Source organism: Methylophilus sp. Leaf408 (genome assembly GCF_916856905.1).
In the GTDB taxonomy this organism is placed as follows: Bacteria; Pseudomonadota; Gammaproteobacteria; order Burkholderiales; family Methylophilaceae; genus Methylophilus.
On record NZ_CAKASK010000001.1, the window covers coordinates 2157160 to 2177696 of the forward strand.

General features: G+C 51.2%; 20 protein-coding genes. 13 read left to right on the forward strand and 7 right to left on the reverse strand.

Features of this window, described 5'->3' with window-relative positions; all coding sequences use genetic code 11:
- The first annotated feature begins 155 nt into the window (after positions 1 to 155).
- The 8 genes from LPA26_RS10090 to recG all read left to right on the forward strand — a co-directional run bounded on the left by LPA26_RS10090 (position 156) and on the right by recG (position 9546).
- Complete coding sequence (locus LPA26_RS10090) at positions 156 to 1649, forward strand: circularly permuted type 2 ATP-grasp protein (RefSeq protein ID WP_055830591.1); 1494 nt, start codon at positions 156 to 158, stop codon at positions 1647 to 1649.
- Positions 1643 to 2587 carry an alpha-E domain-containing protein gene (locus tag LPA26_RS10095; RefSeq protein WP_055830594.1) on the forward strand — a complete coding sequence of 315 codons (945 nt, stop codon included), beginning with the start codon at positions 1643 to 1645 and terminating at the stop codon, positions 2585 to 2587. Before LPA26_RS10090 ends, LPA26_RS10095 begins: the two co-directional genes overlap by 7 nt.
- Before the next feature lie 104 nt (positions 2588 to 2691).
- Positions 2692 to 3528 carry a transglutaminase family protein gene (locus LPA26_RS10100; protein WP_229008200.1) on the forward strand — a complete coding sequence of 279 codons (837 nt, stop codon included), beginning with the start codon at positions 2692 to 2694 and terminating at the stop codon, positions 3526 to 3528.
- 105 nt (positions 3529 to 3633) lie between these two features.
- Positions 3634 to 4374: a proteasome-type protease gene (locus tag LPA26_RS10105; protein ID WP_055830598.1), complete on the forward strand. Its 741-nt coding sequence runs from the start codon at positions 3634 to 3636 to the stop codon at positions 4372 to 4374.
- On the forward strand, positions 4371 to 4982 hold the full coding sequence (gene gmk, locus LPA26_RS10110; RefSeq protein ID WP_229008201.1) for a guanylate kinase: 612 nt from the start codon (positions 4371 to 4373) through the stop codon (positions 4980 to 4982). The genes LPA26_RS10105 and gmk overlap by 4 nt, the downstream gene beginning before the upstream one ends.
- A gap of 53 nt (positions 4983 to 5035) precedes the next feature.
- The gene (gene rpoZ, locus LPA26_RS10115; protein ID WP_055830603.1) at positions 5036 to 5251 is read left to right on the forward strand and encodes a DNA-directed RNA polymerase subunit omega; all 216 of its coding nucleotides are present in this window, start codon (positions 5036 to 5038) and stop codon (positions 5249 to 5251) included.
- A 6-nt stretch (positions 5252 to 5257) separates the two neighbouring features.
- Positions 5258 to 7474 (forward strand): bifunctional (p)ppGpp synthetase/guanosine-3',5'-bis(diphosphate) 3'-pyrophosphohydrolase, encoded by a 2217-nt coding sequence (locus LPA26_RS10120; RefSeq protein WP_055830605.1) that lies wholly within the window; start codon positions 5258 to 5260, stop codon positions 7472 to 7474.
- A gap of 20 nt (positions 7475 to 7494) precedes the next feature.
- Positions 7495 to 9546 carry an ATP-dependent DNA helicase RecG gene (gene recG, locus LPA26_RS10125; protein WP_229008354.1) on the forward strand — a complete coding sequence of 684 codons (2052 nt, stop codon included), beginning with the start codon at positions 7495 to 7497 and terminating at the stop codon, positions 9544 to 9546.
- 32 nt (positions 9547 to 9578) lie between these two features.
- Here recG and LPA26_RS10130 read toward each other — a convergent pair whose 3' ends face one another.
- Positions 9579 to 11591, reverse strand: a complete 2013-nt coding sequence (locus LPA26_RS10130; RefSeq protein ID WP_229008202.1) for a bifunctional diguanylate cyclase/phosphodiesterase — start codon at positions 11589 to 11591, stop codon at positions 9579 to 9581.
- Between the two features lie 276 nt (positions 11592 to 11867).
- Between LPA26_RS10130 and LPA26_RS10135 the strand changes: the two genes are divergently transcribed.
- On the forward strand, positions 11868 to 12011 hold the full coding sequence (locus LPA26_RS10135; RefSeq protein ID WP_229008203.1) for a hypothetical protein: 144 nt from the start codon (positions 11868 to 11870) through the stop codon (positions 12009 to 12011).
- Positions 12012 to 12027: 16 nt separating this feature from the next.
- Here LPA26_RS10135 and LPA26_RS10140 read toward each other — a convergent pair whose 3' ends face one another.
- On the reverse strand, positions 12028 to 12600 hold the full coding sequence (locus LPA26_RS10140; protein ID WP_229008204.1) for an antibiotic biosynthesis monooxygenase: 573 nt from the start codon (positions 12598 to 12600) through the stop codon (positions 12028 to 12030).
- 50 nt (positions 12601 to 12650) lie between these two features.
- Positions 12651 to 13547: a LysR family transcriptional regulator gene (locus tag LPA26_RS10145; protein ID WP_229008205.1), complete on the reverse strand. Its 897-nt coding sequence runs from the start codon at positions 13545 to 13547 to the stop codon at positions 12651 to 12653.
- Between the two features lie 113 nt (positions 13548 to 13660).
- Between LPA26_RS10145 and LPA26_RS10150 the strand changes: the two genes are divergently transcribed.
- The 4 genes from LPA26_RS10150 to LPA26_RS10165 all read left to right on the forward strand — a co-directional run bounded on the left by LPA26_RS10150 (position 13661) and on the right by LPA26_RS10165 (position 16925).
- Positions 13661 to 14521: a pirin family protein gene (locus tag LPA26_RS10150; protein WP_229008206.1), complete on the forward strand. Its 861-nt coding sequence runs from the start codon at positions 13661 to 13663 to the stop codon at positions 14519 to 14521.
- Between the two features lie 59 nt (positions 14522 to 14580).
- The gene (ycaC, locus tag LPA26_RS10155; protein ID WP_055830611.1) at positions 14581 to 15210 is read left to right on the forward strand and encodes an isochorismate family cysteine hydrolase YcaC; all 630 of its coding nucleotides are present in this window, start codon (positions 14581 to 14583) and stop codon (positions 15208 to 15210) included.
- A 265-nt stretch (positions 15211 to 15475) separates the two neighbouring features.
- The gene (locus LPA26_RS10160; RefSeq protein ID WP_200934448.1) at positions 15476 to 15631 is read left to right on the forward strand and encodes a hypothetical protein; all 156 of its coding nucleotides are present in this window, start codon (positions 15476 to 15478) and stop codon (positions 15629 to 15631) included.
- A 187-nt stretch (positions 15632 to 15818) separates the two neighbouring features.
- Positions 15819 to 16925 (forward strand): catalase family protein, encoded by a 1107-nt coding sequence (locus LPA26_RS10165; protein WP_055830613.1) that lies wholly within the window; start codon positions 15819 to 15821, stop codon positions 16923 to 16925.
- A 64-nt stretch (positions 16926 to 16989) separates the two neighbouring features.
- On the opposite strand, the gene LPA26_RS10170 is transcribed toward LPA26_RS10165, so the two are convergent.
- Genes LPA26_RS10170 through LPA26_RS10185 form a run of 4 tightly spaced genes read right to left on the reverse strand, consistent with a single transcriptional unit; the run spans position 16990 to position 20454 of the window.
- Positions 16990 to 17955, reverse strand: coding sequence for a vWA domain-containing protein (locus LPA26_RS10170; protein ID WP_229008207.1), 966 nt, complete (start codon positions 17953 to 17955; stop codon positions 16990 to 16992).
- Positions 17952 to 18530, reverse strand: a complete 579-nt coding sequence (locus LPA26_RS10175; RefSeq protein ID WP_229008209.1) for a hypothetical protein — start codon at positions 18528 to 18530, stop codon at positions 17952 to 17954. Before LPA26_RS10175 ends, LPA26_RS10170 begins: the two co-directional genes overlap by 4 nt.
- Positions 18527 to 19492, reverse strand: a complete 966-nt coding sequence (locus LPA26_RS10180; RefSeq protein WP_055868680.1) for a VWA domain-containing protein — start codon at positions 19490 to 19492, stop codon at positions 18527 to 18529. The genes LPA26_RS10175 and LPA26_RS10180 overlap by 4 nt, the downstream gene beginning before the upstream one ends.
- A complete protein-coding gene (locus LPA26_RS10185) occupies positions 19489 to 20454 on the reverse strand; it encodes a hypothetical protein (RefSeq protein ID WP_229008210.1) in 966 nt (321 codons plus the stop codon). The genes LPA26_RS10180 and LPA26_RS10185 overlap by 4 nt, the downstream gene beginning before the upstream one ends.
- Positions 20455 to 20537: the final 83 nt, after the last annotated feature.

Sequence of the window (20537 nt, forward strand, 5' to 3'; positions counted from 1 at the left end):
TCGCACCAATAACCGCATCCTCACACGCACCTTAATGGTGCATTAAGTATGTTCTCGAAATCATGTTTTTATTTAACTCAATGATTTAAAACTATTTTTCTGGCTGGCACACACCTTGCTGATATCAGATACAAATAATGTAAAGGTCATGGACCATGACGCAAACGGCCAAACAGTTTTTTGATGAAATGCAGGGGTATGGTGGCAATGTACGTGGCATCTACCAGGCTTACGACCGCTGGTTGAGTGCTGTACCTACACAGCAATTAGCGGCCAAACGGGCTGAAGCCGAAGTATTGTTCCGCCGTGTCGGCATTACTTTTAATGTTTACGGTGAAGAAGACGGAGCCGAGCGCCTGATTCCGTTTGACGTGATCCCGCGCATGATTTCAGCCAGTGAATGGGCGCATCTCTCCAAAGGTGCGGTGCAACGTGTGCGCGCCCTGAATATGTTCCTGCATGATATTTACCATGACCAGGAAATTATCAAGGCCGGCATTGTGCCGCACAGCATTTTGACCAACTCGCAATACCGCCCGGAAATGGTCGGTGTGAATGTGCCAAACCAGATTTATGCACATGTAGCCGGGATTGACCTGGTACGCACCAGCGAATCGCAGTTCTATGTACTGGAGGATAACCTGCGGACGCCTTCTGGCGTATCGTACATGCTGGAAGACCGCAAAATGATGATGCGGTTGTTCCCTGATTTATTCAAAAAATACCCGATTGCCCCTGTCGAACACTACCCGCATGTGCTGCTAAACAATTTGCGCTCTGTCGCGCAGACCGGGGTCACTGACCCGACTGTGGTATTACTTTCTCCTGGCGCCTACAACAGCGCCTACTTTGAACATGCCTTCCTCGCCCAGCAAATGGGTATTGAACTGGTGGAAGGCCAGGATTTGTTTGTCCGCAATAACGCCGTCTATATGCGCACCACGCAAGGCCCGCAACGGGTGGACGTGATTTACCGCCGCATCGACGACGACTACCTTGACCCTCTGGTATTCAAGCCCGACTCCATGCTGGGCGTGCCGGGTCTGCTCTCCGTCTACCGCAATGGTGGCGTCACATTGGCTAACGCCGTAGGTACCGGCGTGGCCGATGACAAGGCAACATATATTTATGTGCCGGAGATGATTAAATTTTACCTGGGTGAGTCTCCCATCCTGCAGAACGTACCTACGTATCAACTCAGCAAGGAAGATGATCTGGCCTATGTGCTGGATCATCTGCCCGAGCTGGTCGTCAAGGAAGTGCAAGGTTCAGGCGGCTACGGCATGCTGGTCGGCCCGACTGCCAGCAAAAGCGAAATTGAAGAATTCAGGCTACGTATTGTTTCCAAGCCATCAAACTACATTGCGCAACCTACATTAGCTTTATCAACCTGCCCGACACTAGTTGACCAAGGAATTGCGCCACGCCATGTGGATCTGCGCCCATTTGTGCTGTCAGGTAAAACCGTCAGCGTGGTGCCCGGCGGATTGTCGCGCGTGGCCCTCAAGCAAGGCTCGTTAGTGGTCAATTCGTCACAAGGTGGCGGCACCAAGGATACCTGGGTGCTGGAGCGCGATGATGTGTATGCCGACCAAATGCAGTCGCAAATGGCTGCTCAACAGTTATCTCAAGAGGCCGTGATATGTTAAGCCGCACCGCAGATCATTTATATTGGATGGCGCGTTATATCGAGCGAGCCGAAAACGTGGCGCGCGTACTTGATGTGACTTACGGTATGTCGCTGTTACCTTCCGATGCCAGCAACGATGAAGAATTATGGGACAGCGTGCTGGAAATCGCCGGAGTCAGGGATATTTACGAGGCGAGTTATAAAGATATCAGCGCTGCACAAGTGATTCAACACCTGGTGATGGATAGCCAAAATCCTTCCAGTATTTACAGCTCGTTGCGCAGTGCCCGCGAAAATGCGCGCGCAGTGCGGGTAGCAATGACAGTAGAAACCTGGGAAAACATGAACACGCTGTGGCTGGAGTTTGACCAGTTCATCAAGCAGGACCTGACGCAGTCTGGCCTGAGCGAATTTTGCGAATGGGTAAAAAGCCGTTCACACCTGTTCCGCGGCGTGTGTTTCGGCACCATGTTACGCGACGAGGCGTTCAGCTTTGTCCGGCTGGGCACTTTTATGGAGCGTGCCGACAACACTGCCCGCCTGCTGGATGTGAAATACGAGTTTTTAATCCCTATGCAGGAAGCCAACGAGGGCGCGGTGGATTATTACGAATGGAGCGCTGTGTTGCGCTCAGTCGCTGCTTTCCAGGCTTACCAGAAGGTTTACCGCGATGCGATTGAGCCAACCAAAGTCTCTGAATTATTAATACTGCGCGAAGATATGCCGCGCTCATTACATGCCTGCTACGCCGAGATTATGCCGATTTTGCGGCAGGTTGCCGGCAGCCGGCAAACCGAGGCTGAGCGCCTGGCTGGGCAAATGCATGCCAAACTGCATTACGGTCGTATGCTGGATATCGTCAAAGATGGTGTACATCACTTTCTGGATGAATTTATCCTGGCTAACCGCAAACTGGGTGAAGAGATTCAGCGCAACTTCCTAAGTGCAACTGCATGATCAACACTACGATGGCTTTAAGCCGGATTGTTCAGCTTGATAGCGGAATAGGTTTACCGTTATTTTGCAGACACGATTGCGGCGCTCTTTAAGCCAAGGCTAGTATGCTGCTGAATATTGAGCATCACACCCAGTATATCTACAGCGAAGCGGTGCAATACACCATTCAGCAACTGCGCCTGACGCCACGCGATGGCCTGGGTCAGCACGTCAAACATTGGGACATTAAAGTCAACGGTCAGTGCCACGCGTTTGAAGACACTTATGGCAATCTTACGCATACCCTGGTGATCGACCAGCCGCATACAGAATTAATGATCTCGGTGGCAGGCGAAGTGGAAACCGGCGTTTTAGGTTTGGCCACCCACCAGCCGTTGCCGGTGGAACTGTATCTGCGAGAGTCACCCCTGACCCAGGCAGATGCTGCGATGACGGACTTTGCGAAACAGTATGCACAAGCGCCTGTGACTGAGTTGATGTATGCACTGCGTGACAAAATGCATTACATAAAAGGGGTCACCCAGGTAAATACACCAGCAGCCGAAGCTTTCCGGCTGGGTAAAGGCGTCTGCCAGGACCACGCACATGCCTTTCTCGGTTGTTGCCGCAGCCTGGGCTTGCCGGCACGCTATGTCAGCGGCTACCTGTTTACCGAAGATGGCAGCCTGATGCAAACCCATGCCTGGGTCGAGGTCTGGCAGAATGAACAATGGCTGGGGCTCGATGTTTCAAATGGCTTATTAACCAATGAAACACACGTACGGCTGGCTGTCGGCCTGGATTACCGTAGTGCGAGTCCGGTGACTGGTACCCGCATAGGCGGCGGCAAGGAAGGCATGTCTAGCATGGTCAGCGTTAATCAGCTGGCAACGGTCACGCATGAACAGCGTAAACGCCAGACCGATCAGCTGTATCAACAGGCCCTCTCCGCGCAACAATAGACACTATCCCGTCCATAGTGATGGCCAACTCGCAACAGTGGAGTCGTGCAGACCGCCCGTGCTATCATGTCATTTTAGCGACTCCGCTTTTTCTTCCATACCGTTATGACATATTGTGTAGGTATCCTGCTGGAACAAGGGCTGGTGCTCGCGTCTGACACACGCACCAATGCGGGTGTTGACCAGGTAGCCATTGCACCCAAAACGCATGTTTTTGAGCAAACGGGTGAGCGTGTGATTGTGCTGCTCACGGCGGGCAATCTGGCGATTACCCAATCTGTTGTGAATTTATTGCGTGAACAGCTTAAGGAACCCGAGCCGGAAACCGCAAATTTATACAGCGTGCATTCCATGTTTGAAGCCGCCAGTGTGGTAGGCGCAGCCATGCGCAGCATTTATCATCGCGATGGCGAAACGCTGAAGGAACATGGTATCGATTTCACTGCCAGCATTCTGGTGGCCGGGCAAATCAAAGGTGAAAAACCACGCCTGTTCAATGTCTATGCGGCGGGTAATTTTATCGAAGCCACCTCGGATACGCCTTATTTGCAGATTGGCGAAACCAAATATGGCAAGCCGATTATTGACCGCGTCATCAACCACAAAACCGATATGATGGAAGCGGTGAAATGTGTGCTGATTTCATTTGATTCCACTATCCGCAGCAATATCTCTGTTGCCATGCCTATCGATTTGATGATTTACCGTACTGACACGCTGACTGCGGATTGCCGTCAACGCCTGACCGAACGTGACCCGTATTACGCCAGCGTACACAAAGGCTGGGGCGAAGGCCTGAGAGCAGTATTCTCTTCCCTGCCTAATCCGGAATGGGGCTCACAATGAGTCATGGCCATCTATTTGTCATTTCTGCAGCATCAGGTGCCGGTAAAACCAGCCTGGTGCGTGCCATGCTGGCGCAAGATCCCCTACTGAAACTCTCAGTCTCGCACACCACGCGCGAACCGCGTCCGGGTGAAGAAGACGGTATCCACTACCATTTTGTGCCTGAATCGGCATTTATGGAGATTCTGGATAAGGGTGGCTTTCTTGAAAGTGCGCATGTACACAGCGCGCGCTATGGCACTGCGCAAACCGAAGTTGAAAGTGCCCTGGCCGAGGGGCGTGACGTTATTCTGGAAATTGACTGGCAAGGGGCACAACAGATCCGCAACCTGTTTCCGCAAGTGACTTCGATTTTTATCTTGCCACCTTCGATTGAAGCACTCTCACACCGCCTGAATGCCCGCGGCCAGGATAGCGAGGCCGTGATTGCCAAGCGCTTGGCGGCTGCGCGTGAGGAGATGCGTCACGTGCATGAGTTTGATTATGTTACAATAAATGACAATTTTGACGTGGCTCTACAGGATTTAATGGCTATCGTGCGTGCCAAGCGCTTGCAGCTTGACCGCCAGGTTGTCTGCCACGCGTCACTGATTCAATTACTCACCTGATACCAGCGCAATCCGCCGCTGATCTGTGATTCAATACAATATAAAGGTTTTATATGGCTCGTATTACCGTCGATGATTGCTTGGACAATATCCCTAATCGTTTTCAATTAACCCTGGTAGCCGCTTACCGCGCCCGACAGATCGCTAACGGTTCCGACCCGCTGGTGGCCGGTTACGCGCAAAAAGACAAGCCAACCGTGATTGCCCTGCGTGAAATTGCCGCAGGCAAAATCGGCGTTGAACTTCTGGAAAAAAAAGGGCAGGCTTAAGCAGTCATGCCGCATACCCAAGGTGAACATTCCTATCGCAAGTCTAAATCACCTTTAGAAGCGGCAGACTTACTCCCGGCTGACCGTGAGGATTCCCCCCTCACGCAGCTGATCCGGAAATACCTTAACGAAGAAGAAGTACAACTGGTCTGGCAGGCATACCGCTATGCGGAACAAGCGCATGCCGGTCAAACCCGTAAAACCGGCGAACCTTACATCACCCACCCGATTTCTGTCGCCTGCATCCTGGCGAAGCTACACCTCGATCTACCCACCCTGCTGGCTGCTCTGCTGCACGATGTGGTGGAGGATACCGAGGTTAATAGTGCGGAAATCGCAGAAAAATTTGGCAAGCAAGTCGCCGACCTCGTCGATGGCCTGACCAAGCTGGATAAAGTCGAACTGCAAACCGCGACTCAGGCCCAGGCAGAGAATTTCCGCAAAATGTTGCTGGCCATGAGCCAGGATGTGCGCGTCATCCTGGTTAAACTGGCAGACCGCCTGCATAACATGCAAACCATGGATGCCATGCGTCCGGAAAAGCAAAAACGCATTGCACGCGAAACACTGGATATTTACGCGCCAATTGCCAACCGACTGGGCCTGAACCCCATCTTTCATGAACTGGAAGACCTGAGCCTCAAGTATTTATACCCCAACCGCTACCGCGTGATTGATAAGGCCATCCGCACCGCGCGCGGCAACCGCAAGGAAGTGATCGGCAAGATCCTGGAATCCATCCAGAATCAGCTTAAACAATATCAACTTGAGTTTAATGTAGAAGGTCGCGAGAAGCACCTTTACAGCATTTACAAGAAGATGAGTGAAAAATCGATGAAATTGTCCCAAATTGGTGACATTTACGGTTTTCGCGTGGTTGTAAAAGACACTGCCGCCTGCTATCTGGCACTGGGCGCATTACATGCTTTGTACAAGCCCATTCCAGGCCGTTTTAAAGACTATATTGCCATTCCCAAAGCCAATGGCTACCAATCTTTGCATACCACGCTGTTTGGCCCGTTCGGCACGCCGATAGAAGTACAGATCCGCAGCCAGGAAATGCACAATATCGCCGATGCGGGCGTGGCCGCACACTGGTTGTACAAAACGACCGATGCACACCTGACCAAGCTGCAGCAGCAAACCCACCAGTGGCTGCAACGGCTGGTGGAAATCCAGACCGAAAGTGACGACAGCCATGAGTTCCTGGAGAACTTCAAGGTCGATCTTTTCCCGGATGAAGTGTATATATTCACGCCTAAAGGCAACATTATGGCCTTGCCACGCGGTTCTACCGCAGTGGATTTTGCTTATGCAGTGCACTCTGATGTCGGCAATAGTTGCGTGGCAGTTAAAATCAATAACGAACTTGCACCATTACGTACTGAAATGCGCAATGGCGACCATGTTGAAATCATCACCGCGCCACTGGCTAAACCCAACCCGGCCTGGCTGAATTATGTGGTCACCGGCAAGGCACGTTCGCATATCCGCCATTACCTGAAAACGGTGAAAGTCGAAGAATCTGCCCAGCTTGGTGAGCGAATGCTGAACGTCGCTTTGCGCGCCATGCATATCCAGCCAGGTGATATTTCGGACAAACAATGGCAAAAAGTCATGAATGACTACGGCGCCAAAACCCGGCAAATGATTCTGACCGATATCGGGCTGGGCAAACGCAACAGCCTGATGGTCGCGCACCAGCTGCTGGCGCATCCGGCGGACACTGAAGATAAAACAAGCAAGACGCTGGATACCATTACCATCCGTGGTTCAGAAGGCATGGCAGTGCAATTTGCCCCCTGCTGCCGGCCGATTCCGGGCGACCCTATCCTGGGCTTTATCAATAAAGACAAAGGGCTGGTCATTCATACCCATGATTGCCAGGCAATCCGCAAATTCAAGCTGGATCCGGAAAAATGGCTGGATGTGGAATGGGATGCCGACCCGAAAAAACTGTTCAGCGTGAACCTGCGTATTTCTGTGGTCGACGAACGCGGTATGCTGGCCAAAATTGCAGCCACTATTGCTAATGCAGATGCCAACATTGATAACGTCAGCGTTGAATCCAGCGATGGCAGCCAGTATTCCAATGTGAACTTTACCTTACAGGTGCACAACCGCGTGCATCTGGCGACCCTGATCCGCAACCTTCGCAAGATCCAGCAAGTGGTGCGCATTAACCGGGTCAAGGGCAACCAGCTGGAACAACGTATCCAGTAAACGGCGGGTGAATGGCCAGCATGCCTTCCTTGAGCGATATCCGAGGTTTCACCCCTGCCGTACGCAGCCAGCTGGAAAAACTGGCTATACACACGCCGCAGGCCTTGCTGCTGCATTTACCGCTACGCTATCTGGATGAAACCCATGTCACCGCCATCCGCGATTTACGGCAGGGAGAACAGGCGCAGATTGAAGGCATGGTGGTGCATAACGAAGTCAGTTACAAGCCACGCAAAATGCTCAATGTGCGGGTGCAGGATGATACCGGCATCATCAATTTACGCTTTATCCACTTTTATCCCAGCCAGATTGCCGCCATGCAGACCGGTACCCGCATCCGCGCTTTTGGCGAAGTGCGCCCCGGCTTTTTTGGCTATGAGATGGTGCACCCGCAGCAACGCAAGGTCAAAGAAGATACCCCGGTCAGCACTGCCCTGACACCGGTCTACCCGACCACCGCCGGCCTGAGCCAGAATACCATCCGCAAAGCGGTGAACCTGGTGTTAAAAGCGGAGTATTTGCAGGAAACATTACCTGCCTGGGTATACACACCGTTGCAGTTACCAGACTTTGCCAGCAGCCTGCAACTACTGCACCAGCCCAGCCCGGAAATCGCCTTACCTACCCTGGAAAACCATAGTCATCCCGCCTGGCAACGGCTGGCCTATGACGAGTTACTGGCGCAGCAATTATCCATGCGCCAGCACTATGCCCGCCGTAAACAGGCACTCGCGCCGGCAACGCCGCGCTCCCAAACACTGAATGCGCGTTTACTGGCTAGCCTGCCATTTGAACTCACCACGGCACAACAAAAGGTCATCACCGAAATCAGCAATGACCTGAGCCAGCCACACCCTATGCAACGGCTGTTGCTAGGCGATGTCGGCAGCGGGAAAACCATCGTTGCATGCCTGGCAGCATTACAGATGATAGAACATGGCTGGCAGGTAGCCATGATGGCACCGACTGAAATCCTCGCTGAACAGCATTACAAGAAACTCAGTAGCTGGTTAACGCCTTTGGGTATAGAGATTGCCTGGCTGACCGGCAGCCAGAATAAAAAAACGCGTGAGCAATCACTGGCGCGCATTGCCAATGGTGACGCTATTTTAGCAGTAGGCACGCATGCTTTATTTCAGGAAGAAGTGCAGTTTAAACAATTAGGGTTAGCGATTGTGGATGAGCAACATCGCTTTGGTGTGCACCAGCGCTTAGCATTGCGCAAAAAAGGCCAGCGTAGCGATCTGGAGCCGCACCAGTTAATGATGTCCGCCACGCCTATTCCGCGTACGCTTTCCATGAGTTATTACGCCGACCTTGATGTATCGGTGATTGATGAACTGCCGCCCGGCCGTACCCCGGTGGCAACCAAACTGGTGGCGGATGACCGCCGCGACGAGATATTACAGCGTGTACGCGAGGCTTGCGCACAGGGGCACCAGGCATATTGGGTGTGCCCGTTGATTGAAGAATCGGAAACCCTGCAATTGCAAACCGCCAATGATACCTATGCGTATATGCAGCAGGCATTTCCTGAGCTGCAGGTGGGACTGGTGCATGGCCGCATGAGATCAGCTGAAAAACAGGCGGTGATGCAGGCTTTTTCTGCCAACCAGATCCATCTGCTGGTGGCGACCACGGTGATTGAGGTAGGTGTCGATGTGCCAAACGCCAGCCTGATGGTGATCGAACATGCCGAGCGCATGGGTTTAAGCCAATTGCACCAGTTACGTGGCCGTGTGGGTCGCGGCGCGGCTAAAAGCACCTGCATTCTGCTGTATAACAAACAGCAATGTACACAGATAGGCCGCGCCAGGCTGAAGGTGATTTACGAAAGCAATGATGGCTTCCATATTGCGCAAGCCGACCTGCATATCCGTGGTCCGGGCGAATTGCTGGGCACACGTCAAAGCGGTGTGCCCATGCTGAAAATTGCCGACCTGGAACGGGATGTAGAATTACTGCAAGCAGCCAAGCAAATGGCGGATCAGCTGTTACAACGCGAACCGCAGGCGGTGGCAGCGCATCTGCTACGCTGGTTGAGTCATGGCGACGAACTGGTAAAAGTGTAAGTCAGGAACCAACGGTTTAGCGAGGTGCGGGCTTAGAATTCAGCTGTGGGAGAGGCCTTTTGTCGCTTCTTGGTTTTTGCTTTATCTTCCGGTGCCAGCCGGGATTGCTGGCTGCGGGAATGGACCAGTCCTGTATGCAAGCTTGATTCAAACTCTGCCAGCGGCAATGGCCGGCTGTACAAATAGCCCTGGAACAACCGACAACCCATGGTTTGTAACAAGGCTTGTTGCTGCTGCATTTCAACGCCTTCAGCGATGACAGTCTGGCCCAGGTTTTTCGCCATATTGATAATGGTTTCTACAATGAAACTGTCATAAGCATTGTGCTGGATATCCTTGATAAAACTCTTATCGATTTTCAGCTCATCCAGTGGCAAACGTTTCAGCACTGATAATGAAGATTGACCGGTGCCAAAGTCATCCAGCGAAAATGTCATGCCCAGCGCTTTCAATGCCTGGATTTTAATGATGATTTCTTCTACATTCCTGACCATCAGGCTCTCGGTCAGCTCCAGCTGCAACAAGCGCGGATCACAACCACTGCCTAACACCGTATCACTCACTATTTCCACGAAATCCGGCTGGTTGAATTGCACCGCGCTGACATTGACTGAAAGTGTCAGTGTGCGTGTCAGCGGCGCCTCGGCCCATTGCTTGAGTTGCCGGCATGCCTGCTGGAGCACCCAATGCCCTATAGGTACAATCTCGCCGGTTTCTTCCGCAATCGGGATAAACTGATCGGGTGGAATCATACCCAGGGTAGGATGCTGCCAGCGCAATAATACTTCCGCGCCTATAGGTCTATGCGTTTCATCGACCTGTACCTGGAAATAGAGTAATAACTGGTTACCCTGCAGGGCAAACGCCAGGTCATTCTCCAGTGTGGCACGCATTTCAATCGCCGGGTGCAGTAGCTCGTCGTACATCTGGATACTGTTCAGGTTATCGGATTTTTTCGCCTGGTACATGGCTATATCCGCACGCCTCAACACCTCTTCTTCACTGTAATCATCACTGTGAAACAGGCAAATGCCTATGCTAGGCGTTGTACGGTATTTGCTTTGCTGCAACTGGAAAGGCTGAGAAAACACCGCCATCATTTTTTCAGCGGTCACCTGCGCAGCCCTGATCGCTTCTGCCTTGTCGCACCCCAGTTCATCCAGCACGGCGATAAATTCGTCCCCACCCATGCGGGCGATAGTGTCTTTTTTGCGCAAGCACTGCTGCAACCTGGCAGCCACTTGCTGCAACAACTCATCGCCGGCCTGGTGGCCCATGCTGTCATTCAGGCCTTTAAAATTATTCAAATCCAGTGATAACACTGCCCCGTGACATTGCCCGCGTGCGCACCGCACAAACGCCTGCTGCAAGCGGTCTGACAGCAAGCGCCGGTTTGGTAACTCCGTCAGGAAATCATAATAAGCCAGTTGATGCACTTTTTTGTTATCGAGATTGGAAGCAATGCGCAACGAGATATTTTCACGCAGGCTTTTGGCCAGCGCATTCCCGGCCACGCTGACATAGATCACATACACAATAAACAACACCGCGAGCGCAATAGACACAGAAGTGCCATGGGTGAGAAACCGCGGAATCATAAATACCACGATGCCGCCAGTGAACAGGTTAGATGTGAAGCTATCTACCGAATAAATAATGATACCGGCACCAGACACTCCGACCAGCGCAAAAATCAGGAATGCCTGGTTAGCAGGTGCCGCTTCAGGAAACAGTAATATGCCGGCCAGGCCCCAGGCTAACCCGCAAAAGCCGGTATTGAAACGAAACCATTGTAACCAGTGCATGCTATGCAATGTACGCCGCTGATCCCTGTAATACTTGAAGGTGAGGTAGCCACGGCTGCCATAGGCACTCAGGAAAATGACAGACCAGATGATGAGAATGCTGGAATTGATCAGGTGAAGTTGCGTGAGTAACAGCGCGGCCATGACCACGATGGCTGCCATCAGTGACCTACGATTATTCGCATACAGCATTTCCACAATTTCTGCGTTTAATGCTGCTGATTCCGCCGCTTTATCCAACTTGCGACCCCCTGAGTGTAGTTATGTTTTATTCAACGGTCATTCGGCTCTACACTTTAATTGATGCAAGGTATTGATTACCTAGCCTTCATGCTGAGATCATGCGCCTAAAGCGATACAAAAACACTATTACAAAGCGAGGTTTTGCGAAAGATTAATTAAAATTGGTTTAAATAAGACACGCTAGGGCCTGTTAACGCTATTTCAATTGTCGATGTTGGCGTGAGAAGTGCAGTTTTGTTATTTCCAACAAGCGCCGAATAACGATGAGCGCTCATGCCAGATGCAACCCTGAGGGCTGGAGTCATTTATTCGTTGTTAATCGCTTATGTAGCCAGCTATACCTTGTTGCTCTTTCCGCATTGCTCTATCCGCCTTGCGCAACGAATAAATGCTTTCCAGCAGCGACAGCTGGAATAGTGTTAACAGGCCCTAGTTAACGATGCAGCCAATTTCTCATTAATTTTGCATAGCGGGGCATGACGACATACACCATCAGCATAACAACGATCCCTGTGATCACCAGCGTATGCAACAGGTAAATTTGCGGGAAACCCACTTTATCCATCAGCGGTATCATTCCCAGGGAGACCAAACTTACCAGCGGAAAAATGGCCGACCAGGTCATTAAAAATTGCTTCCAGCGCACTGGCACCGAAGCTTTGGCCGCTTCAGGCACAAACAGGAAATCCAGGCCACTTTTAATCTGGTAGTTATCTTTGGCATTCAGTATGTGTTCAATTTTGGCAATCAGTTGCTGACGGCTGGGTGATGCCATCCATTGTTTAAGATGTTGTTCGCTGTCGTAACGGATAATCACAGAATAAGTATCCGAGTACCCAGCAATGGGACGTATCAGATGCCAGTCCAACGCACCCTCTGACGCACGGCAGGCAGGGCCAATCTCTTCCAGCCATTGTTCATAAGCTGCCTGCTGCGCTTCACTGACGCGATGGGTAATGATGGCGCTGGCACCATGTTGCATGGTGATTGAATCTTGCTGGCTCATATCTGTGGTCCTTTCTTATTATTTGTCAAAGCGCGCATTGCGCGCAAACATCAGAGTGTTTCTTTAAACTGTGTTTTTAATTCTGCTACCGCCACCTCTATAAAGGCGCGTAGTTTGGGCGGCATAAAACGTTGTTGCGGGTAAACCAGATGCACCGCGTCCGCACGCCCCAACCAGGCAGGTAATAAGCGTACCAATTGCTGGCTACGCTGCGCGTGCTGGCAGATGAAGGTAGGCAACAAGGCGACGCCCTGCCCATTTTCGGCCATTGCCTTGATCACGCCAATACTGTTCACCAGTGTGCGCCCGCTCATGGGCACACTTATTTCACTCTGTTTATTGCTGAGCAACCATTGCTCACGGCCGATTGGTGTAAATTGCAAGCAAGTGTGCGCATGCAAATGGGGCGGCGCTTCCAAGGCCGGCGCCTGCTGTAAATATAGCGGACTGGCAAATAATGCCCACTGGATAGACCCTAATGATTTAGCAATCAGGCTGGAATCACGTAACTCGCCGGTGCGAATCGCAACATCCACGCCTTCTGCAATCAGGTCAACATAACGGTCGGTTAACAACATCTCCAGCACCAGGTCGGGGTACTCAGTTTGCACCCGCTTTACCAGCCCCGCCAGCAAGGCATCGCCCAGATCGGCAGGTGCGGTAACTTTCAACGTGCCTTGTGGCTGTAGCCGCGCGGCATCCAGTGCCGCTTCGGCCTCCAGCAAATATCCCAACCCTATGGATGCCTGCTCATAATAAAGCGTCCCGGCCTCGGTCAGGTGCAATCGCCTGGTAGTGCGTTGCAGCAAGGTCACGCCCAGCCTTTTTTCGAGTCGTGCCACCCGGGTACTGACCGTAGAAGTCGGTAACCCTAATTGCCGCGCTGCCGCACTAAAGCTTCCGGCCTGCACTACTTTCACGAATACCGCTGCTTCGTTAAAGTCCATGATTGTTCAATTAAATGAAAAGTAATTTCACATTTAACCATCTAGTGCCTTAAAAGTCATGTGTTTATAGTGAGAACCATCGCAACATGACATGAATTCACAAGGAGCACATCATGAAAAAACTGGCTTTTATCAAACGTAGTAATGGCAACCACTGGGTAGGCGATGGCTTTCTGGTGCAGAGCATTTTTTCCTACCGTGATATCGCGGAAGAAATGTCTCCATTCCTGCTGATGGATTACGCAGGTCCTGCCCGCTTTGAGCCGACTGAACAACGTCGTGGTGTAGGGCAACACCCGCACCGTGGATTTGAAACAGTGACTATCGTTTACGACGGCCAGGTTTCACACCATGACTCGACCAATGCCGGTGGCACCATCGGTCCTGGTGAAGTGCAATGGATGACCGCTGGTAAAGGGATCATTCACGAGGAATATCACGGCGATGACTACGCGAAAAATGGTGGCCCGTTTGAAATGATCCAGTTATGGGTGAATTTGCCTGCCAAAGACAAACTGACGCAGCCAGGCTACCAGGGTATTACCAAAGCGGATATCCCGGAAGTGGCATTACCTGGTGAAGCAGGCAAAGTACGGGTGATTGCCGGTGAATATGCCGGACAAACCGGCCCGGCCAAAACCTTCAGTGCCATGAATGTATGGGATGTACGTTTGAATGCAGGTACCCGCACGGTATTCAATTTGCCGGAAGGGCATACCACTGCCATTTTCGTACTCAAAGGCGCAGTGAAAACCGGCAGTGTGCATACCATCCGCCCTTCTGAACTGGCCGTCATGCAGCGCGAAGGTACCGAGCTGGTATTGCAAGCACAGCAGGACACCGTTTTATTGCTGCTGAATGGCGAACCATTGAACGAGCCGGTGGTAGGTCATGGACCGTTTGTCATGAACACCTGGGAAGAAATAGACCAGGCCATTAATGATTACAACCTGGGCCGCTTTGCGACTGCTTAAACAAGCTTTTTTAAACCTGAAGTTCACACACTAAAACTATATTTTTGAGAGGATTTATCATGAGCAACAATAAACCTTACGTACGTCTTGACCGTGACAATGCAGTAGTACTGCTGGTTGACCACCAGGCCGGCTTGTTATCGCTGGTACGCGATATCGAGCCGGACCGTTTCAAGAACAATGTGCTGGCGCTGGCGGATGCGGCCAAGTTTTTCAACTTGCCTACCATCCTCACCACCAGTTTTGAAACCGGCCCGAATGGCCCGCTGATGCCGGAATTGAAAGCCTTGTTTCCGGATGCGCCCTACATCGCCCGTCCCGGCCAGATCAATGCCTGGGATAACGAAGACTTTGTCAAAGCCATCAAGGCCACCGGCAAGAAGCAGCTGATTATCGCCGGGGTGGTGACTGAAGTATGCGTGGCTTTCCCGGCACTGTCTGCCATTGAAGAAGGATTCGAAGTATTTGTAGTGGGTGATGCTTCCGGCACCTTTAACGAACTGACTCGCGATGCAGCCTGGCGCCGCATGGAAGCCGCCGGCGCGCAAATGATGACCTGGTTTGGGGTGGCCTGCGAACTGCATCGCGACTGGCGCCGTGATATTGAAGGGCTGGGGACTTTGTGCGCCAACCATATCCCGGATTACCGCAACCTGATGACTGCCTACAATACCTTGCAAGCTAAATAATCTTGCCTGAAAAATCAAAAGACCCTCCACAGGGTCTTTTTGTTTATGCGACATCATTCAACAGCATTGTGATGCGAGCACATTACATAAAGATAATCCTACAAAACAATGAGAAAAACCCTTATTAAAAATTTACATTCTCAAGCGTAAGCTGCAATTGTCGCGTTTGAAATGAATTTCGCATTCATGTTCACAACAAGACAAACACGGCAGCCATAGCGGCTGCCGTTTGCACTCTCCATTAACACTTGGAAGGAGTATTCAAATGCCCAGAGGATCCAGCCAAAAGCGTGAACGCGAATACGACAAACTAAAAACCGAGTTTAAAAAAGAGCATCGCTACCCTGGTCGCGAAGAAGAAGTGGCTGCCAGGATTGTGAACAAGCAAAGAAAACATGCAGGTGAAACTAAATCGTCATAAGCCTTACTAAACAAAATACATTTTAATCAATATAAGGTGGATCATCGCCGGATAAAAGCCTGAGTATTACAGGTAGCAATCATAAAACGTATCAGTAGCGCAGTTGACCTAAAAGTTTTTGAATAACGTACATAAACAAGTTTGTTTTTACAAAAAACAAACTTGTGTTTGAGAAGGCGGGGTTTGTATGCAAAAAACTGCGGATATTGGAATATCACCTCTCAACTATCATCCAGCCTATGAAGTGCTGGATGAAAGCGAAACAAAACGAAGAGGGAACCTGCAATATACATTACGGAAAATTTCGGAAACGAATGACCGTCATTCTGTCTATTCCACGCGCAGTGTGCATACCAGTAGCCATGGCCTGATTTATGGCGAAATGGAAATCTACGACAACCTGCCTGAGCAACTGGCACAAGGCATGTTTGCCCAGCCGAAAAAACTGCCATTAGTCATGCGCTTTTCCACGGTACCTGGCGATATTCTGAATGACAAACTGTGCACGCCCCGTAGCCTCGCTATCAAGATTCTCGGGGTAGAAGGTGAGCGCCTCAGCGGTAGTGAAGACGCCACAACGCAGAATTTCCTGTTTGTGAATGGTTCCAGCTTTTTGTCATCCAGCGTGCAGCATTTTCTATCTAACCTCAAAATATTAGCTACTACGGATAACAGCCCGGAATTTAAGGATTTCCTTGCGCAAATTTTGCAATCCACCTCCAAATTGATTGACTCCTTGAGTGGCGGCCGACAACGTTTGCTGAATTGCGAGGGTCAACCGGAAACCAATATCCTGGGCGAAACCTATTTCAGCCAGGACCCCATCCTGTATGGCAACTATATGGCCAAAGTGGCACTGGTGCCGGTTGCGCCTGCCCTGCTCGCACTTACCAACAAGCCGGTGGATATCAGTTTTGCCTCTGATAGCCTGAAAAAATCGGTCGTCGATTTCTTTATCACCAACACTGCGGTATGGGAGTTGCGGGTGCAGCTTTGCACCGATATCAACAAAATGCCAATAGAAGATGCTACTGTGATCTGGTCAGAAGAGGTCTCTCCTTACCTGCCGATTGCCAGGATTACCGCCAAACCGCAAATAGCCTGGAGCCCTTACCGCTCCAAAGTAGTGGATAGCGGCATGATGTTCTCTCCATGGCATGGCATCAAATCCCACCGGCCACTGGGTTCGGTGACGCGTTTAAGGAAAATGACTTACGAAATGTCCAAAAGCGCCAGCAGTATCCCGGGCGCGAAAACGATATCCGAACCTACCAATCTTGATGATTTGTGCTGATACTGAATAAAAACTTCGGCATTAAAAACGGCGACCAATGGGTCGCCGTTTTTATTTGCTGTTGTTACACCGCTGGCTGTCCACGCAAGCGATACGCCAGTAAATCGGGCAAATAGGTCGCGATGACCATCAACGCTGCCAAAATCAGGAACAGCCATTTCACGGAATAGCTGGTCACGAACTTGGCTGCCGGTGTTTGCGATTGCACAAACTCATAAAACGCCGGTTGGTCTACACCTGCCACATACTGGCCTTTGATATCTGTCGCCAGCTCCTTCAAATGTTCCACGTCCTGGCTGGATAAATAGCGGTCAAATTCGGCATAGGCCACCGGTGGGTCTGGGTCATCTTTACTGGCGTCATTGTAATTGACGCCACCACCCGCACTTTCAGCAGCGGCATCTGTACCCCAGTAACCGATAAACTTGTTATTGGCATTAAAGCGCTTGATCGGTGAAGGCTCGGTGCCGCCGACGCCGACAAAAATCACATTCTTGCCTATGCGTACATCACTGATATCCAGCTTGTTGATGCCATTGGCTTTCGGTGCTTCATCGCCATCGGTAAAAAACAGCATCTGCGCCGGAATATTCAGGTAATCGAACGTCGCCTCTGCCGCTTTCACGCCAAACGTCATACGGCTGTTACCACTCCACGCCATGCGCCATTCCAGGTGATTAATGCTATCGGTAATGATATCGAAGTTAGCGCATACTTCTAGTGGCATAAATAACAGGGCTACATTTTCAGCAGCAAATACACCGACGCTGACATAGGTGCCGCAAGGTGAGGTTTTCACCACCTGCTTCATCAGATGCTGGGTATAGGCTAAGCGTGTCGCCGGCTTATCGCCGATCTTCATATCCTCCGCATTCATACTCTGCGAGATATCGGCCAGCAGCAGATAATTATGCACTTCCTGCTTGAGCTGGATTTCAGGCTTCACCAACGCTAATACCAGGAAAGCCGCTGCAGCCAGCAAAAAGACCGTTTCGTAGTTTTGTGTCAGGCGGTTATACAGTCGCTTCATGGCAAACCCTGTGGCAAGTTGCTGATTTCCAGGCCGGAAGGATCCTGCGGCACGGTTTTAATATGCCTCGGAATCACGCCGTGCAATAAGCTCAGATTGAATTTGGCTGCCTGGTTGGCCGGATTTAGCCTGAGCGCCTGCTCGTAAGAAGCGCGCGCCTGCAGGTAATCAAACTTTGCCTGTTCCTGGATAGATCCATCGGCTTCTACCAAGCGTTGCAAGCCTGAGCGGAACAGGTGGTTAGCGATATTGAATTGAATCTGCGATTTCAGGTTCTGGTCAGGTTCAAAGCCATGCTCATCCTGTTTTTTTGGCGCTTCCAGCAATTGGCCAAAATTCTGGCTGGCATGCTTGAAATTGCCGGTTTTCCCTTGCTGGTAAGCATCGGCAAATTTCCGGTGAAATGCAAACTGGTCACCATCCAGCACCTCGCCGCTTTGCAAGGTACGGTTGGCCCTGGCGATCTGACTGACCTGGAAGCCTTCGTATACACTGCCGACCAGGCCAAGGAAAAAGAGCAATCCCAGCACCTGGTTTTTACGCGTTAAACGTGTGTGCGTTATATGGTTTTTCATTCATATACCCTCAAATTTTTAATGCCCAGGATCAACAACACCAGCACCAGCGCACTGATCACAAAAATATTCGAATAATCAAATCCGGCGATGGTTTCGGTATATTTAATGACTTTTTTCTCACGTGTATCGATGTCATTAATCGCCGACTGCAAGGTTTCCGGATTGTCCGCTTCGTAGGCTTTGTATTTCAGCCCCAGTGACTGGAAGTACTTATGCAGCACAATAGAGTTAGGCGTGCGCCCTTCGTCATATTGCTCTTTCGAGAAAATACTCGCCTCGCCCGGTTCTCGCAGCATGATCCAGTAGATACTCAGCTTGCGGCTCTTCAGGCGCTCGCTGAGCAGAAATTTCACGCGTGGACTGAGCTTACCCGCACCATCCGACAGCAAAATCACGGCACGGGAACCTGAGTTCTGGATGTTATCGAACAGGCCCACTGCCTCGGTCAACCCGGCGCCGATATTGGTCTGGTTTAACGACGGGCTGGTCGCCGCCACAATCGCGGCATGAATCGCATCGCGGTTGGTGGTGATTTTGATGCCGTATAACGCCGAGTTGGTGAAGCCGACCACGCCCATCATGTCGTTTGGCCGCGAATCAATAAATTGCGTGATAATGCGGCGCGCGGTGGCGGATTTGATCTCCGCCACATGGCCGGACGAATCACCGGCAAACGGGTGATCCATACTGACGCTACGGTCTATCACCATCACCGTTTGCGCACCCTTGCCTACCCGCTGCACCTGTTCATCAGAACCTCTGGGCGCGGCCAGTGCAATCACAATACACAGCAACAGCAAAGACATCACCACCTTGACCGCCAGGTTCAGCCGGTCAGAAAACAGGTCTTCAGGCATGATATCTAGCCAGCTGTAATGCTGGCCTTGGTGGCCTTTTAGCCAGAACGGCAACAGCGCCATCGGCAGCAGCGCAAATGCCCACGGATGCAAAATAATCATGCCACGCCCCGCTCGCAATCACGCAGCTGCTTGCTGAGCTGCACCAGTTGCGCAATCACCTGGCGGCTGTCACGTGGTTTGACGTCATACAAGGATTGATTGGACGCTTCAAAAAATTGTGTGATTTCGCTTTGCAAGCCTTTAAAGCCCGGGCGTACATTCACGAATTCTTCGATATCCCGCGCAAAGATATTGGCACCGTAATGCTGATTAAACGCCTGGTGCAAATACACCAACGCTTTTTTCTCTTCCACCGCCGTTTTCGGTCTGGATGACTTTGCCAGGTGTTTGAGTTGGCGATGTGCGCGGGCAAACGCGCCGCCCATAAACGGTAACCAGTGACCATCGGCATTGATATAAAGCAGCGCCGCCAGGCTGGCAACCAGCAAGGTTAAGAACAGGCCCAACCGTTGCCGATCTGCACGGCTATCAATCAACGGTGTTTTAAACTCAGGCAACAGATTTTTCCTGGCCGTGGCGGTGCCACCAGTCACCAATGGTGAGAACCAGAATCCCCAGGCAGGTACTTCTACTGTGCTGGCCGCCGCGCCCGTGAATGTGAGTTTATACGCAGGCAAGTGCATTACGCTGGGGTAATTGCTAACTGCAAATACCTGGTAACTGAGTTGCAGGGTGTATTGAGTGTGGCCGGATTGCGGCTGGCTTTGTAACGCCACCCCGACCAACTCAATGCCGTCATGCTTGCTGCCTTTTTTAGGCAAGGCATTTTCGGCCAGTGTCATCGCTGTTGGCGCCTCCACTACCACCGTCCTGCGCAGCACATCACCAATATGCACACCGTTGGTCGATGGCGGATTTTTGACTGTTACCGTCGGTTGCGTTACCGGTTTTTCTGTCGGCGTCGTCTGTTCAGCCAGCACGATATGAGCTGTGAATAACAAGCTGGCAACTAGAATCAGTTGCAGCGGCTTTTGCTTAAGCTTAGTCGTGGCCTTGGTCATGTTTGAAATCTGATTTAGCATCATTGTCTAATTCGCTTATTTAATCGTGTCAAAGTGGCTTGCTTTACTTTGCTGGGCTTTGC